16 protein-coding genes and 1 tRNA gene are annotated in these 16,346 nt (G+C 39.0%); 5 read left to right on the top strand and 12 right to left on the bottom strand.

Going from position 1 to position 16,346, the window contains the following annotated elements; all coding sequences use genetic code 11:
• Positions 1-129 precede the first annotated feature (129 nt).
• Both rpoN and WA338_RS03975 read left to right on the top strand, forming a co-directional pair.
• Positions 130-1,584, top strand: coding sequence for an RNA polymerase factor sigma-54 (gene rpoN / locus WA338_RS03980; RefSeq protein ID WP_040533778.1), 1,455 nt, complete (start codon positions 130-132; stop codon positions 1,582-1,584).
• Positions 1,584-2,192 (top strand): hypothetical protein, encoded by a 609-nt coding sequence (locus WA338_RS03975; RefSeq protein WP_273016784.1) that lies wholly within the window; start codon positions 1,584-1,586, stop codon positions 2,190-2,192. Before rpoN ends, WA338_RS03975 begins: the two co-directional genes overlap by 1 nt.
• Here the strand turns inward: WA338_RS03975 and WA338_RS03970 are convergent.
• From WA338_RS03970 to WA338_RS03930, 9 genes are all read right to left on the bottom strand, one after another.
• On the bottom strand, positions 2,180-2,890 hold the full coding sequence (locus WA338_RS03970; RefSeq protein WP_273016785.1) for a porin family protein: 711 nt from the start codon (positions 2,888-2,890) through the stop codon (positions 2,180-2,182). The two genes, WA338_RS03975 and WA338_RS03970, sit on opposite strands and share 13 nt — an antisense overlap.
• A gap of 102 nt (positions 2,891-2,992) precedes the next feature.
• Complete coding sequence (locus tag WA338_RS03965) at positions 2,993-3,475, bottom strand: ExbD/TolR family protein (protein ID WP_009781648.1); 483 nt, start codon at positions 3,473-3,475, stop codon at positions 2,993-2,995.
• Positions 3,476-3,496: 21 nt separating this feature from the next.
• Complete coding sequence (locus WA338_RS03960; protein ID WP_009781647.1) at positions 3,497-4,102, bottom strand: ExbD/TolR family protein; 606 nt, start codon at positions 4,100-4,102, stop codon at positions 3,497-3,499.
• A 9-nt stretch (positions 4,103-4,111) separates the two neighbouring features.
• Positions 4,112-4,552 carry a hypothetical protein gene (locus WA338_RS03955; protein ID WP_009781646.1) on the bottom strand — a complete coding sequence of 147 codons (441 nt, stop codon included), beginning with the start codon at positions 4,550-4,552 and terminating at the stop codon, positions 4,112-4,114.
• Between the two features lie 28 nt (positions 4,553-4,580).
• Entirely contained in the window at positions 4,581-5,372 is a 792-nt protein-coding gene (locus WA338_RS03950; RefSeq protein WP_272987318.1) for a MotA/TolQ/ExbB proton channel family protein, read from the bottom strand.
• A 74-nt stretch (positions 5,373-5,446) separates the two neighbouring features.
• Positions 5,447-5,534: transfer RNA gene (locus WA338_RS03945), tRNA-Ser, on the bottom strand.
• A 92-nt stretch (positions 5,535-5,626) separates the two neighbouring features.
• A complete protein-coding gene (locus WA338_RS03940; RefSeq protein ID WP_272986398.1) occupies positions 5,627-6,652 on the bottom strand; it encodes an asparaginase in 1,026 nt (341 codons plus the stop codon).
• A complete protein-coding gene (locus tag WA338_RS03935; RefSeq protein WP_272986396.1) occupies positions 6,636-7,772 on the bottom strand; it encodes a 1-acyl-sn-glycerol-3-phosphate acyltransferase in 1,137 nt (378 codons plus the stop codon). Before WA338_RS03935 ends, WA338_RS03940 begins: the two co-directional genes overlap by 17 nt.
• Before the next feature lie 45 nt (positions 7,773-7,817).
• Entirely contained in the window at positions 7,818-8,588 is a 771-nt protein-coding gene (locus WA338_RS03930; RefSeq protein ID WP_009781642.1) for a TatD family hydrolase, read from the bottom strand.
• Positions 8,589-8,690: 102 nt separating this feature from the next.
• On the opposite strand from WA338_RS03930, the gene WA338_RS03925 reads away from it, so the two are divergent.
• Positions 8,691-9,128, top strand: a complete 438-nt coding sequence (locus WA338_RS03925) for a retropepsin-like aspartic protease (RefSeq protein ID WP_009781641.1) — start codon at positions 8,691-8,693, stop codon at positions 9,126-9,128.
• A 478-nt stretch (positions 9,129-9,606) separates the two neighbouring features.
• On the opposite strand, the gene WA338_RS03920 is transcribed toward WA338_RS03925, so the two are convergent.
• Positions 9,607-10,602: an isoaspartyl peptidase/L-asparaginase family protein gene (locus WA338_RS03920; protein ID WP_009781640.1), complete on the bottom strand. Its 996-nt coding sequence runs from the start codon at positions 10,600-10,602 to the stop codon at positions 9,607-9,609.
• 132 nt (positions 10,603-10,734) lie between these two features.
• Here WA338_RS03920 and WA338_RS03915 point away from each other — a divergent pair, with 132 nt between their 5' ends.
• Entirely contained in the window at positions 10,735-11,952 is a 1,218-nt protein-coding gene (locus WA338_RS03915) for a metallophosphoesterase (protein ID WP_009781639.1), read from the top strand.
• Positions 11,953-12,077: 125 nt separating this feature from the next.
• Entirely contained in the window at positions 12,078-12,374 is a 297-nt protein-coding gene (locus WA338_RS03910) for a thioredoxin family protein (RefSeq protein ID WP_009781638.1), read from the top strand.
• On the opposite strand, the gene WA338_RS03905 is transcribed toward WA338_RS03910, so the two are convergent.
• Together WA338_RS03905 and WA338_RS03900 are read right to left on the bottom strand one after the other, a co-directional pair.
• Positions 12,371-13,021, bottom strand: a complete 651-nt coding sequence (locus WA338_RS03905; protein ID WP_009781637.1) for a polysaccharide deacetylase family protein — start codon at positions 13,019-13,021, stop codon at positions 12,371-12,373. The two genes, WA338_RS03910 and WA338_RS03905, sit on opposite strands and share 4 nt — an antisense overlap.
• Complete coding sequence (locus tag WA338_RS03900; RefSeq protein WP_273016793.1) at positions 13,021-16,317, bottom strand: glycosyltransferase family 117 protein; 3,297 nt, start codon at positions 16,315-16,317, stop codon at positions 13,021-13,023. Before WA338_RS03900 ends, WA338_RS03905 begins: the two co-directional genes overlap by 1 nt.
• Positions 16,318-16,346 lie beyond the last annotated feature (29 nt).

The following is a 16,346-nucleotide window of genomic DNA, read 5'->3' as shown; positions in this document are numbered from 1 at the left end:
TTGACAGGTGTTGATTTAAACCTAGGCTATATACAAGCAAAAATTAAGCCTGATTTCTGTTAACAAAACATTCTGATGCATCGGTAGATGCATTTTTTTATTTTTGTAATAACCGATGTTATACTCTTTATGCTAAAACAACAACTCAAATTTAAACTTTCACAAAAGCTTTCGCCTCAGCAAATACAGCTGATGAAGCTAATACAATTGCCTACGCAGGCTTTTGAGCAACGCGTAAAGCAAGAGCTTGAAGAAAATCCTGCGCTCGACAGCGGGAAAGAGAATGCTAAAGATGAATTTGAGGAGTTTGATAACAGCAGCGATGAGGACTATGATTCTGAAAAAATCGAGACCGAGATCGATGTTGATGATTACCTGTCTGATGATGAGATCCCCAGTTATCGTTTAAACAGCAATAATTATAGCGCAGATGATGAAGAGCGGCAAGTGCCTTATGCATCGGGAACTTCGTTTACACAGCATTTGATGAGTCAGTTGCATACCTACCGACTCAATGAGGAGCAAATGCAAATTGCAGAATTTTTGATAGGGAGCGTAGACGAGAGTGGGTATTTAAGGCGTGAACTTGTCGATCTCATGGATGACCTTGCCTTTACACAGAATATTTATACTACGGAAGAGGATCTCGAAAAGATCTTGAAGATCGTGCAGAATCTCGATCCCGCAGGAGTGGGGGCGCGTAGTCTTGAAGAATGTTTATTGATTCAGTTAAAACGCAAAGAAGAGACCGAAGCTGTTGCGCTGGCCAAAGATATTTTGACTGATGCCTTTGATCATTTTAGTAAAAAGCATTACTCACGCTTACTTTCAAAATTTGATATTACTGAAGATCAATTGAGAGATGCGATTGATGAAATTGAACATCTCAATCCAAAACCAGGCGGTTCTTACGCCGGAAATACAAAAGTGGTAGAGCATGTGATTCCTGATTTTACGATCAATATTCGGGATGGTGAATTAGAGCTTACCTTGAATGGTCGTAATGCACCAGAAATGCATGTTTCTCGGGAGTATACTAATATGCTCAAAGGATACAAAGCTGCTAAAGAAAAGAGTAAGGCGCAAAAAGACGCGGTAATGTTTATTAAGCAAAAGTTAGATGCTGCAAAATGGTTCATTGAAGCCATCAGACAGCGCCAACAGACACTTTTTGTGACTATGAGCGCCATTATGGAGTATCAAAAGGAATATTTTCTTACCGGCGATGAACGCAATTTACGCCCGATGATCCTAAAAGATATTGCCGATGAGATCGAGATGGATGTTTCTACTGTTTCTCGTGTGGCCAATAGTAAATATGTAGACACCCCTTACGGAACCAAGTTGATCAAAGAATTTTTTAGTGAGAGCATGACTAACGATCAAGGTGAGGAGGTTTCAACGCGTGAGATCAAAAAGATTTTGGAGATCACAATACAAGAGGAAGACAAGCGTAAGCCGCTTACCGATGATAAATTAGCGAAGATCTTAAAGGAAAAAGGATATCCTATTGCAAGACGAACGGTTGCTAAATATCGGGAGCAGTTAGATGTTCCTGTTGCCCGACTAAGAAAAGAGATTTGATGAAATATTTTTTACGCTTTTTCTCAGTCCTTATGCATCCGCTTTTTATGCCGTTGCTTGGTGTGGTGATCTATTTTTCGGTTACGCCTAAGTTTGTGCCACCATCTTTTATGTATGCCAAATTGTTTGCGATAAGCATACTGACGATTGTTGTACCGGTGTTGTTCTACTTTTTACTAGAAAGTGTGAAATTGGTGAGTTCTGTGCATTTAAAAGAAGTGAAGGAGCGGCGCATTCCACTTCTTGTACAAATAGGGTTACTGCTGCTCATTGTGCGTATCATTATCAATGGCTACGAATTTCCTGAACTTTATATATTCTTCCTGGGGATTCTTATTACTGCCGCTACAGCCTTTATTTTAAGTTTATTGAACTTCAAAACCAGTTTGCATATGGTGGGAATTGCCGGAGTGCTGTTTTTTGTAATGGCCTTGAGTATGATCTATAATGCAAACTACTTAATGATCATTGGGCTGCTGGTAATTGCGATCGGTTTAACTGCTGCTTCCAGATTGGAGCTCAAGGCACATACTATGACAGAATTGGTAGTGGGAGTTTTGGTTGGCGGTTTGCCGCAACTGCTCGTGTTTTATTTCTACAAAATGTAAAACATCAAGCCTAACTTAAGGCTGTTCAACTCTATTGGACTTCCGTCGATCTGAGCGGAGTCATTAAACATAGGGTTAATGTTGTAGTAGAAATAGAAATTGAACGTATCGTACCCAAAAGAAAAAGTAAGTCCCATTCTAAAACGATCGAATTCCGGAACGTCTGTTTGAGTCACTTGATTGTTGGGTTGCTCAAAGTAAAATTTATAGGCATACATGTATCCTAACTGAACTCCTGTATAAATCCTCCAAAACTTGTATGTGGTTGCCGTAGAAGTGCGCCAACGAAGCTGTAGCGGTGCTTCGACCAAATAGGTGGTAAACCAGTTTTTATTGTAATTGGTTTGATTGTCTATGACTTGAAAAATGCTTTCTTCAGAAGGCGTTTCTCCAACGAATAAATTTTGATTATAGGTATTCATAGAAATACCCGCACCAAGACCAATTGCCCAGTTACGTTGTTTATTGATGGGCATATCTCGTATATAGCCAAACTGTAAACCACCACTAAAGCCGTTTTGTTCCATCCCTTCTGGCTTATTGGTTAAGAGATTAAAGGTAAGCCCAAGGTAAAATTGATCTTCTCTGTATTTAGAATATAAGGAAGTCGTGTCTATGGTGGTTACTAAAGAATCTTGCGCTTGGGCAAATTCAGAAAAACCGAAGAGTACGAATATGACGAGAAGGATACGCTTCATCTAAGAGCAGTGGATTTTGATTTAAAGTAACAAAAAAACGCCCTGAAATGCTCAGGACGTTTTCTTAAATTTTAAGAGATATGCAATTAACTCTAAAGAGTATTAATTGTTGTTTTCAACTGCGTTACCAGACTTGGTAACATAATTAATTTTCAAAGCATTTGCGGTACGTAATTCCTGTTTGATATCAGAAATAAGTCCCATTTTACTATCTCCATCTACTTTAAGCGCTGTAGTTAAGAAAGGAACAAGTTCCTCCCGCTTGCTTGCACGCTCTTGATAAATAAAGTCTTGAATTTCAGAAACATCTGCAAATTTATCATTCAACTGAATTTTAGCAGAAGTCCCGTAAGTACCTTGAAAGCGATCTACAGGCTCACCTGCATAGATGTACATTACAAGGTCTTTTTTGTCAAGTTTCTCAATTTGATTTGCAGTAGGTAAATTGTTTTTTACCATCAATGTGTTTTCTCTCATTACAGTCGCAACCATAAAGAAGAAAAGTAACATGAAAACTATATCCGGCAGCGATGCTGTAGAAATAGCTGGTAAATCACCACTTTTTTTCTTATTAAACTTAGACATAAATTGTTGTATTAAATGTTGTTAACTCTTCTTAGGCTCTGCTTCAGATAATTTCTCTGGATAAAGATCTCTAATTTCCTCAAGTTTTGGCTTAAGTTTCTCTTTATTCGCATCAGAAGTTCTGGCGTCGTTGTAGCGGTTTTCCATCTCAATGAAAGATTCGCCAAAACGCTGTTGAGCAACACGATTACGTAATTCGTTATACGCTGCAACAAGTTCGTTTTGAACGGCGATGTAACGCTTGTAAGATGTTCCTCTGTTGTTTACCAAAGAAATAACTGCCTTAGTAGGATTTACAGATGAATTAGGATCTTTTGCTCCTTGACAATAAGAACAGTTTTCTGCACCATTGTCCAAGAACTCAATCGCAGCAGCTCTCAAGTCTTTAAGCTCCATTACTTCATCTTCAACAAGTAATTCATCATTACTGTTTACAATTACTGTAAATAGGTTACGCTCTTTAATTACCGGTGGAGGTGGTTGATTCTCATCCATCTCTGGTGGTAATTTACGGCTAATACCGCTGTCGGTTTCAATTGTTGTGGTTACCAGGAAGAAAATGAGGAGTAAGAAGGCAATGTCTGCCATCGAACCTGCATTCACTTCTGGAGCTGATCTTTTTGCCATAATAGTTTTTTATTTAGCTAATTTCTTAACACCTGAAAATACCATCGCACCAATTGCAACAATCGCCAAGATATAGAACGCATAAATACCTGCTTCTACCCAGCGCACTGCACTTGCTGAAAGTACTTCACCGTCACGTAGCTGAACTTCTTCTCCTGAAGCTAAACCATATGATATGACAACTACTGCAAGAAACGCGCCAAGACCTATTAAAGTGCCTTTTAAAGACGATCCGCTGCTGAATAAGTTCTTAAGAACGAAAACTAAAACGAATACTATGGCTATTGCAATGGTTGCATATGCGATCAAGATGAATGGTGTTACCAAGCTATCTTGTAATTCTGCTGAATCTGTTATTGCGGTATCACCTGCAAGGATGATTCTCACGAGCCAGATCGCTCCAAGAACAGACAGGATGAGTGCAATAATTTTTAATATTTTATGTAACATAATCTGTTTATGTATTTATGAGGGATTATTACTTCTTGTAACGTACAAGCATATCTATCAAAGTGATAGAAGCATCTTCCATATCGTTTACGATACTATCAATCTTAGCGATGATGTAGTTATAGAAGATTTGAAGAATAATCGCAACAATAAGACCGAATACTGTTGTTAAAAGTGCTACTTTAATACCACCCGCAACAAGAGAAGGTTGCATATCACCTGCAGCTTCAATCTTATCAAACGCCTGGATCATACCAATTACCGTACCCATGAAACCAAGCATCGGTGCAAGTGCGATAAATAAAGATACCCAAGAAACGTTTTTCTCTAATAGACCCATTTGAACACCACCGTAAGCTACAACAGCTTTTTCAGCAGCATCAACACCTTCGTCTACACGGTCAAGACCTTGATAGTAGATAGAAGCAACTGGACCTCTGGTGTTACGGCAAACTTCTTTAGCAGCCTCGATACCACCACTGTTAAGAGCATCTTCTACGTCTTGTGCTAATTTAGATGTGTTAGTAGTTGCAAGGTTTAGGTAAATAATACGCTCAATTGCAATTGCAAGACCTAAAATAAGACATAAAAGAACGATACCCATAAATCCAGGACCACCTTCTATAAAACGCTTTTTTAACTCTTGTGTAAAGGATAAAGACTCAGTCTCATCGGCTACTGCCTCTTCTGCTTCTTCTTGAACTGCCGCTGCTATAGCTGTTGTGTTGACAGTCATAAGAGGTGCAGTATTTGCTTGAGCTGTAAGATTGCCTAACGCGATTACAGCTGTGATAACTAGAATAGAAAATACTCTTTTCATTGCTTTTGATCTTAAAAATTTAGTTAGTAAAGGGATAAAGATATAAAATTAATTATTCAATTATTAAAAAATAGCAGAGAGGAAGGGATTCGAACCCTCGATACGCTTTTGACGTATACACACTTTCCAGGCGTGCGCCTTCGACCACTCGGCCACCTCTCTTTTTAGGCCGAAGCCTTTTCTCAAAAGGTTGCCAATTAACAAAAAAAATATCGATTTCCAAAAGGTTTGAGTTTTAGATGAACTTCTTCTCATTAACTCATTTCTCCTCTTAGCGATGTTTCAAATATAGTCTTAAAGACCTTTGGAGACAAATTTTGACTGTTTAGATACATCATTTTTGTAATTGCTGCTTCGATCGTGAGGTCTTTTCCAGAAATAACACCTATATTTTTAAGGGTTGTACTCGTCTCATAATTACCCATTTGAACACTGCCCCAGGTACATTGTGTAATGTTTACAACGGGAATGTTTCTTTGAATAATTTTTTTCAATAACCGGGTAAACCAAGGGGCTGTAGTGCTATTTCCAGAGCCAAATGTTAACAAAATAACGCCGCTATAATCGGTATTTTCAAAGGTAGAAGTCAATAGTTTTTCATCGATTCCCGGGTAAAGATGAATGACTAATAAGTCGGTTTTTAAGTTGCGATGTACTATAAGCTTCTTTCGGTTTGCCGGAAAAAGTTTGTCATCTTCTATAGTTAGATGTACTCCCGAAGTTGCTAATGGAGGATAATTAGGAGACTTGAAGGCTTCAAAATGCTCGGCACTAATTTTAGAACTTCGGTTTCCTCTGTAAAGTTTGTATTCAAAATAGAGCCCGACTTCATTGATGTAAGCGCGTTTATTCTTTTTTAATGCAGCGATCTGAATTGCGGTTATGAGATTTTCTTTGGCATCTGTGCGCAAATCTCCTATAGGGAGCTGTGAACCGGTGAAAATAACGGGTTTTGAAAGGTTTTCTAGCATAAAGCTCAATGCAGAAGCCGTATAACTCATGGTGTCGCTTCCGTGTAGAATAACAAAACCATCACAACGCTCGTAATTTTCTTCAATGATGTCGCAGAGTGCTACCCATAATTTTGGGTTCATATTTGAACTGTCTATGGGCTGTTCAAAACCTGTGGTTTCTATTTCACAGTCTAAAAGGCGTAATTCAGGAATTTTTTGAAGTAGATCATTAAAATCAAATGCCTTCAAAGCACCGGTTTCAAAATCTTTGATCATTCCTATGGTACCACCGGTGTATATGAGTAGTATTTTAGGCTGTCTGCTCAATACTTTTGAGTTTGTTTATGACCGGATTAGCATACATGAGTAGGAAGCTCTCTCGTGCGATCGCGCTATTAGGATCTACTCTGCGTTCAAAGCGGCGTTCAAAACTACGCTTGTCACGATCGGTGTAGGTGTGTGCAAATTGATCTGTATTATAGTATAAATCATAAGCCACATAATTTGAGGGCCACAATTTATAAATGCGATAGATTTCTTTATCAATACGTCGGGCAAGCTCTTGCAATTTGTCATTTTCAGAAAGGTCAAGACCTTCGATCTCGTCAAAGGTTTCCTCGCTGAGTTTACCGGCGGCGATATGTATGCGCTTTTTGGTACCTAGAGCTCCTCTTAGAATACTGTTGAAATCCTCATTGTTGCTTTTAACATAGGCCGTGTCTTCACTTTTGGCGATAAGTTCAGGAACTTTTAAAATATCGGTTGGGTCAAATTCGTAAGAAATTGCAACCGGTCTAATATTTAAACTTTTAAGATACTGAAGCGCAGACTGTTCACCACGAGCCATTGCAACCATTTTTAAAACACCTTGTTGTGTTTTATCACTACCATCTTTTGTGCGGCCTTCGCGCTGCGCCATCCAAATGGATTGGTTTTCACTTAAAAGAAACTTTAAATATTCTGAAAGTTTCTTAGAGCTGAGGAGCATTTCGCGAGGGCTAAGACTTCGTTCGACTAAAAAGCTACGGTTGAGTTTCGCTAAAGCCATCAAAAACGATTTTTGCACGAGATTGTCTCCAATAGCCGAAGCGGTCATAATCAACTCGTGATCGTATAATGCCACATTGATAAAAGAGGTGTCTAAAATGATATCCCTATGATTCGAAAGGTAGAAATACGGTTTATCACGCTCGAGTTCGTCAAAGCCTGAAGTCGAAAAACCATCGGTGCTTTTTTCCATAACCTTGTGCACCGACTTGTAAATAACCTTACTTTGAAAATCAAAGATCGAATAACATTCGTCTATGACCGACTTTATCTCTTCTGCTGATTTATCAGGAAAAGTAAATTGTAATAACGCCTGAAACATGGGGTGCCGGTGAAACGTTTGAAGCACTTCGTGAACTTCAGAATCGTGATACGGCCTTATAGAGTCAAATTTTGACACAATTTCATTTTTTGTTGAGGCGTAAAGAACGAAATATTTTAAAGATCAATCAAGTTTAAATAGCTTTTTAGCATTATTTGTAGTCGTTTCTTCAATTTTTGCTAATGGTACTTGATAGATTTCAGAGAGCTTTTCGGCAATGTGAAGCAAGTAGGCGCTTTCATTTCTTTTTCCTCTAAAAGGTTTTGGTGCCAGATAAGGCGCATCGGTTTCAAGAACAATATGCTCTAAGTCGATCTCGTTCAAAAATTGATCGATTTTACCATTTTTAAAAGTGACCACTCCGCCAATTCCTAATTTGAGATTGTAGCCAATGGCCTTGTGTGCGTCTTCAATAGTTCCTGTAAAGCAGTGAAAAACGCCTCTTAGTTTATCGCTTTTTTCGGCTTCTAAAACTTCAAAAACCTCTTTAAAAGCATCTCTGCAGTGAATAGCTATTGGCAGGTCATATTCTTTAGCCCATCGTATTTGTTGTGCAAAGGCTTCCTGCTGCAAATCTTTAGTTGAAGAATCCCAATAAAGGTCTACGCCAATTTCACCTACCGCACATAAGTCTTTTGACTCGAGTTGCTTTTTAACGTGATCTAGCTCTTCAGAAACACTTAAAGGATCTACATGGGTTGGGTGTAAACCGGCCATAATATGCATGGCTTCAGGATACTTTTCTTTTAAATCCCACATAGAATCGGTGTAGGTTGAGTCGATTGCAGGAAGTATAAATTGGTTAATTGATTGATTGATAGCGCGCTCTATTATAGCGTCACGATCTTCTTTGAATGAATCACTATATAAGTGAGTGTGTGTATCTATAAACATAGTCTGCAAATTTAAAATAGCCGGCTTGGTGCACCAAACTTTATAGAATATTTAAAGCCTTGCCATTTAAATTGCTTTAAGTTTGAAAATAGAATTATTGTTATGGCATCATTGCGACAGCATCTTACAAAAAAAGGCTACAAGCGTATTAAACTAAATCCTGTAGGTACGGGGCATCTTAAATTTGAAGCGCGTATCAACGGGGTTTCGGGTGAATTTATTTTAGACACCGGTGCGTCTAATACCTGTATCGGATTTGAGGATCTGGAGCATTTTAAACTTTTTGCTGAAGAAAGCGAAGTGAAAGCTGCCGGGGCCGGTGCGATTGATATGCTTACGCAGATCTCCCAAGATAATTTAATTGAAATCGACAACTGGTCTACAAAGGATGTTTCTATTGTCCTATTTGATCTCTCTCATGTAAATCAAGCATTGATCAATCATGAAGCAAATCCTGTAAGCGGAATCATTGGTGCAGATATTTTAAAAAAAGGAAAGGCTGTAATTGATTATCAATACAATTGCTTATACCTAAAATAGGTATTTTCGTTTAGCCCTCGCTATGCACCCCATTTATCATTTTATAGCTGGAAGTAGGCTTGAACGTTTAATTAAAAGATGATTTAATGTTATTTAGTCTAAAATATTCTAAATAAAGAAAGCCAGCTGCGAGTGTTTTAGTTGAGAAGCGCTTCGCTTCGGTTATTTTTAATTTTTCTAGAGATTGAATTTATGTTTAACCCTCGCTCTGCACCCCGTTTTTATTTTTCAGTAGGAAGTTAGCTTGAACGTCTGATTAAAAGATGATTTAATGTTATTCAGTCTAAAATATTCTAAATAAAGAAAGCCAGCTGCAAGAGCTGGCTTTCACCCCAAATCATAATTGATTATTACAAGTCAATTACAACAATCTTAAATATTTTTCACCACAATGGCATTGAACAAAGCTAAGGTATTTTTTTTGTTCTGAAAATTCAGAGCGTTAAAATACCTGTAAAATTGGGGAGGTTTGTCCGGCTTATTTTAGATGACTTCCAGCGGTGATAGGGGTGTTCTCCCCATTGGCGTATTTCATCATCTTAAATCCGGGATGAATGCAGTAACATCCGGTTTCTCCGGCTTTATTGATGGCAATATACGCCACTTGAAAATTAGTATGGTTAGGGTTTGTGGTCACGATACGTCTTACGGCTTCTTCGCAAGCTTCTTGTGGCGACATTCCATTGCGCATAAGCTCTACAATGAGAAAACTACCTACAGTTTTAATAACTTCTTCACCCATTCCTGTTGCTGCAGCGCCACCTATGGCATTATCAATAAATAAACCGCTTCCTATCACCGGACTGTCACCTACACGTCCTTTCATTTTGTAGGCTAGACCAGAGGTAGTACAAGCTCCAGAGATGTTTCCTTCTTTATCAAGACCCAACATCCCAATGGTATCATGATTTTCTATATTGATAATTGGTTTGTATTGCGAAGTTTTTAGCCATTCTTGGTAAGCTTTCTTGCTCTCTGGAGTTAGTAGATTTTCAGCAGTAAAACCATTTTTAACCGCAAATTCTTCAGCTCCTTTTCCGGCTAAAATAACGTGTGGAGTATCTTCCATCACCTTTCGCGCAAGTGCAGCAACGTTTGTAATGTTTTCAACACACATAACAGAACCGCAATTTCCGGTATGGTCCATTACACAAGCGTCTAAGGTTACATTACCTTCACGATCAGGTGAACCTCCTTTACCTACTGTCGTGTTTTTTATATTTTCTTCCTCGACAGCAACACCATTTATAACAGCATCCAGTGCAGACGCTCCTTGATCAAGAAGGGCTCCCGCAGTGGCGTTGGCCTCAGTAAATTGCCAAGTGCAAATCGCGACGGGTTTTGTAGCTGCAGTGCTGATTTTGGTTTTATTAGAGGGTTTATTCAAGGGTTTTGCTTTTGCCAGACTGTGAATTCCTAAGCCTAATGCTAAGGTATTCATGCTGGTTTTAGTAATAAAATTACGACGTTTCATTTGTGTTTGTGTTTGGTTGGAAAGTTACTAAAGCCCGCACTATTCTTGAGAAAATTATCTTCAAAAAAATAAGAAAATATTAGATTTTTCTGAGCAGTCCTTTAGTAATATTGCTAATCTTAAAACATTTTCATGCGCTGGTTAATTTTTATCATTTTCTATATTCTCATAGATATTTATGCCTTTCAGGTGTTTAGAACATTTTCAAAATCGATTTGGCTAAATGGTATTTACATAGCACTATCAGTTGGAGTACTCGCGGTTTTAATTTACACATTGACCCATCTAGACCGGTCTAACGGTATCACGATCGATGAAATGTATGTGTTGGGGTGGTTTCTGGTCTTTTTTGTTCCTAAGCTTATTTTGATCGTTTTTATGTTTGGGGAAGATATTATTCGCGTTCTTGCGGGTGTTTTTTCTGCTGTTTCAGGAAAAGAAAGTTTTCATCTTCCCTCGAGGCGCAAGTTTATAAGTGCAATTGCGCTTGGTATTGCTGCTGTTCCCTTTGCTTCTTTGATCTACGGAATGTACAAAGGAAAATACAGGTATCGCGTACTGTCCTACGAACTCGAATTTGACGATTTGCCTGAAGCTTTTGATGGCTATAAAATCACCCAAATAAGTGACGTGCATAGCGGAAGCTTTGATGCTGCTGAAAAAATAGCTTACGGTGTTGATCTTATTAATGAGCAACAAAGCGATGTCATTTTATTCACCGGTGATCTGGTTAATAATTTTGCAAGCGAAATGAACGAATGGACGCCTTTGTTTTCAAAATTGAAGGCCAAAGATGGCGTATATTCTGTTTTAGGAAACCATGATTATGGTGATTATGCAGATTGGGAAACGCAAACTGCAAAAGCTCAAAATCTACAAGACCTAAAAGAGCTTCAAGCAAAAATGGGGTGGAAGTTGCTCCTTAATGAACACAGGTGGCTGGAGAAAAATGGGCAGCGTATTGCCTTAGTTGGAGTTGAAAATTGGGGAGCTGGTTTTAAGCAGGCGGGTGATATAGATAAAGCTTCAGCGGGATTAAAAGCTTCAGATTTTAAAGTCTTAATGAGTCATGACCCGTCGTATTGGTCAGAACGTTTAAAAGAAGATCCCAAGAATTTCCAACTTACCTTAAGTGGTCATACGCATGGGATGCAATTTGGGATTGAAATACCCGGTTTTATACGTTGGAGCCCTGTGCAGTACCGCTATGAGAATTGGGCAGGAATATATAAAGAAGCAGGGCGCATTTTAAATGTAAATCGTGGATTTGGGTATTTAGGATACCCGGGACGTGTAGGTATTTGGCCTGAAGTGACAGTGATCACGCTTAAATCTAAAGCTTTAGGTTAAGTTGTTTCCTCTTATTTGTGGGGCTAGAATAACTTGTAATCTAAAAGCGGCTTTGCAAAAGATATGCTCATTTTTACTTTATATCCTATTAAACCTTATATTTAGGGGTGTAAAGTGCATAATTTATGTCAAAATTTGGAGCTCTTATAGATTTAGAAATCCCGGTGTTGATCGATTTTTTTGCTGAAGGTGATCAGGCGTCGGTAGCTATGAATCCTGTTTTAAGGGAAGTTGCCGCTGCTTTAGGTGATCAGGTGAAAGTGATCAAAATTGACGTTGAGAAAAATCCAGATCTTGCCGAAGCACTTCGGGTAAAAGGATTGCCAACTTTGGTGGTCTACAAAAAGGGCGAGATGAAGTGGCGTCAAAGTGGAGCGCAAAGTGTCAATTCGCTTACTTCTGTAATCCAAAAATTTATCTAGAGTTTTTTAAAGGAATAGCCTGCTTCAGTAAAGTGTTTTAAAACTTTAGGAAGTGCATATTTCATATTGCTTTCGGCTTTCAGACTGTCGTGAAAAACGATTATACTTCCCGGTTGGGCGTGCTTAATCACATAGTTTAAACAGGTTTTCCCAGATTTTTCCTTATCCCAATCGCAGGCAATCACATCATACATTACAATAGCGTAGCCTTTTTTCTTTATTGCTTTGGCTTGATGTCGTGTGATTTTTCCGTAAGGAGGTCTAAAGAGTTTTTGAGGCTCGCGATAGTGGGCGATCAGCGCTTCTGTTTTTTCAAAGTTCGTAATGTACTTTTCAAAATTGGTTTTCCACCCTTTCAAATGGTTGTGCGTATGATTTCCTATACTGTGGGGGCTGTCAAGTAAACGCTTAAAGACTTCAGGATTTTTGTAGATATTGTCACCTATACAGAAAAAGGTAGCTTCGGCATTATATTCTTCTAGCGTGTCTAGAACCCAAGGAGTCACTTCTGGGATGGGGCCGTCATCAAAGGTTATATATAATGTCTTTTCGGTTGCAGCATTACTGAATTTATCCCACACATAACCCGAATAAAGACGCTTAAGCAACTTAGGCGTCTTTACGGGTAGGTTTATTTTGAAATTCATTATTGAAGCGAATCTGTAGCTGCGGGTATTGCTACTGAACTATCACCGGTTGGTTCATTGGGCAACATCGATTCTACCGTTTCGGGTTCGGTCTCATCTTCACCATAAAACTGATTGAATTTACGTAGATAAGAATTGAACTCTCTCGCTTTTTCAGGAATGATCTCCTGATCTTGATTGATGATCAACAGATCAACCAAACTACGATAACGCTCAATGTCTGTAATGATATCTTGTGCATATTGATATTGTCGTTCTAAGCTTAAAGTGCTCCAATAATCCAATTTCTCCTGATACTTACCGGCTACTTGTTGCCATAATTCGCGGGCTTTGGCTTGCTCACCAACTTCATAATATCCGCTTATATAGGGTTCTAAGAGTGTGTAATATTCAAAAATATCAACCGGCATTTTTTCCATCGCTAAGTCAAGAATATCTTTTGCTTTGTCATATTGCTCTTCTTCAATAAGCTTTTCGGTAAGTCGTGCCAAATTACCACGATAAGTAATTCCGTTACGACGGGTCTCAGTATCATGGTAAATGTCTGGATCACCACTATTACCCCAATACCAATTGGTAGCAATATCATAGAATTTTTCAGAATCAATGCGTCCCATGTCGTAAGGCGCCTGAGGATCTATTGGTGTTTTTATAGGAACGAGTTTATAGCAAACACCGTCAAGTTGTAGATAATCTTTCATCCAAAGGTAGTCGTCATCTCCAAAACTTCCACCGGTAAAATATATTGGGCGTTCCCAGTTGTTGTTTGCAATAACATCAAGCATTAGAAGTCGGTTTTTGTAAATCCAATTCTCATTAATGTTCACTACAATTTCAGAAACGATTTCCTCTGCATCTTTTTGTGCGACAATACCGTTGGCAAGTACCGTTTGCTTATCAACCGGAATGCTCACGTGTTGTGTGGGGAAGGTGTGTACACTGGTCCCGCTTTCAAGTTCATCTTTGGTTCGTGGGTCGTCACTGGCGATCCAGTTCATCCAAGTTTTGATGTCTAAAGTGTCATTGGGTCTAAGGCCGTTATACGCGATAGCATCTCTATTACCAGCTACATATTTATCGTGAGTAAGCTGAGAAGGGATAGGGTCGCTATCATAGGCTTTGCGTTTCATATCGTCAATATACCAGGCGGTTTGAAAAAGACTCGTGTTCACAATGCGCACGTCACGACGGTATCCTTCAATCTCTTGGGCATACCACAGGGCAAAAGTGTCATTGTCTCCGATGGTAAATAAGATGGCATTTTCATCACAACTATCCAGATACATTTTTGCCATCGCGAGTGCGGTTTTACGGCCCGAGCGATCGTGATCATCCCAGTTTTGTGCAGCTAAGAGTACCGGGGCAGCGAGTAAACAAGCAACAGTGACTATAGGTAAAACCACTTTTGCACTTAGCTTTTCTTTAAGCATATCGTAAAGCGCGTAGACTCCAAAACCAATCCACATTGCAAAAACGTAGAATGAACCTACAAGTGCATAATCGCGTTCACGAGGTTCAAAGGCACGTTCATTCAAGTATATTTTTAAAGCGATCCCTGTAAAAAGGAAAAGAACAAGAAGCACCCAAAAACTCTTTTTGTCTTTACTGGCTTGAAATACCAAACCAAGAAGTCCTAATATTAAGGGTAGAAAGTAATACGTATTTCGTGCTTTATTGTCCAAAGCATCGCTTGGTAAGTTGTCTTGAGGCCCTAAGCGAGCTTCATCTATAAATGAAATTCCGCTGAGCCAGTTCCCGTGAAGGTCATCATATTTTCCTTGTATATCATCTTGGCGTCCGGTGAAATTCCACATAAAATAACGCCAATACATGTATCCGAATTGAAAATCGAACATGTAACGCAGGTTGTCTGCAAATGAAGGAGGGTTTACATTAATATATTGTCTGAGGCGCATTAATGTAGACTGAAAGCCTTCATTATCCATACGACCTTGCGCATAATCAGATTTAAATTGGGCAACAGCCTGCTGCAATTCTTGGTTGTCTGCGTATTCAGGTTTTACCTGAAACTCTAGCGGCCCGGTAAATTGCATGTAGTTTACAATATGATCGGTGCTCCACATACGCGGTAAAAATACCTTGTGGCGATCTTCAGAGTTTTGAACGGAATTCTTCCAGTCGTTGACAATCACATATTTACCGCTTTCCTCGTCTTTCTCATAGTTAGGTTTTCCGTCGATGTATGGATTCTGAGCGTCGAGTCCACCAAAGATTTCTGTAAACTGTGGTCCATAAAAAAGATGTGTTTCAGGATACTGCTCACGGTTGTAATACGCTAAAAGTTCTCGTGCGTTGTTTGGATTATTCTCGTTAATCGTTGTGCCGGCATTTGCTCTTATAGGGAGCATCAACCAACTCGAAAAGCCGATAAAGATGAATAAGATTGAAAGGATAAGCGTGTTAAGTTGGTAATACGACTTCTTTCTGGTGTAACTCAGCAGGTAATAGAATACGGCAATAAAAACAATGCCAGCGATTATGGTTCCACTATTGAAAGGGAGTCCAAAAGTATTTACAAAGAATACTTCGGCGTAGCCAAAAAAGCTAAGGGTGTATGGTAATAAAAATTTAAAGATAAACATCAATACACCAACGACTATGATGTTGGCTAGGATGAAATTCTTTATGGTGATTTTTTTGTAATTCTTGAAAAAATAAAGGAATCCGATGGCCGGGATGGCAAGAAGTGCCATAAAGTGTACGCCGAATGAAAGACCAACGATAAAGCAAATAAGCATCAACCAGCGATTGCCACGAGGTTTGAACATGTCGCGTTCCCATAATAAAGCCGTGTAAAACAATGCAGAAAACATAAACATGGCCATTGCATAAACTTCTGCCTCAACCGCGCTAAACCAAAAACTATCAGTAAATCCAAAAGCTGTGGCGCCAATAAAAGAAGCGGAAAGAATTGCTATATGATCTGTAGTGCTTACGACTTCTTTGTTGCGTTTGAGTAATTTAAGCAGCAATAAAGAGATAGACCAGCACATAAATAACACGGTGAATGCTGAAGCCAAACACGACATAAAGTTTACACAGAGCGCGACGTAGGTGCTGTCTGGAGCAAAAATAGAGAAGAAGGCTCCCAACATTTGATAGAGTGGTGCTCCCGGTGGGTGTCCTATTTCTAACTTTGAGGAGGTTGAGATATACTCGCCGGCATCCCAAAAACTTGCTGTGGGTTCTACGGTAAGGCTATAAGAGAGTAGAGCGATGGCAAATGCTAGCCATCCTACAATTTTGTTGTACTTCGCAAAGTTGAAGTTGTTCATAATCATAAGGCAAAATTAGCAAGGAGCGA

It is taken from the genome of Leeuwenhoekiella sp. CH_XMU1409-2 (assembly GCF_037029365.1).
In the GTDB taxonomy this organism is placed as follows: Bacteria; Bacteroidota; Bacteroidia; order Flavobacteriales; family Flavobacteriaceae; genus Leeuwenhoekiella; species Leeuwenhoekiella blandensis.
The sequence above is the reverse complement of the archived record's forward strand: the minus strand, read 5'-3'. Positions and strand labels throughout refer to the sequence as shown.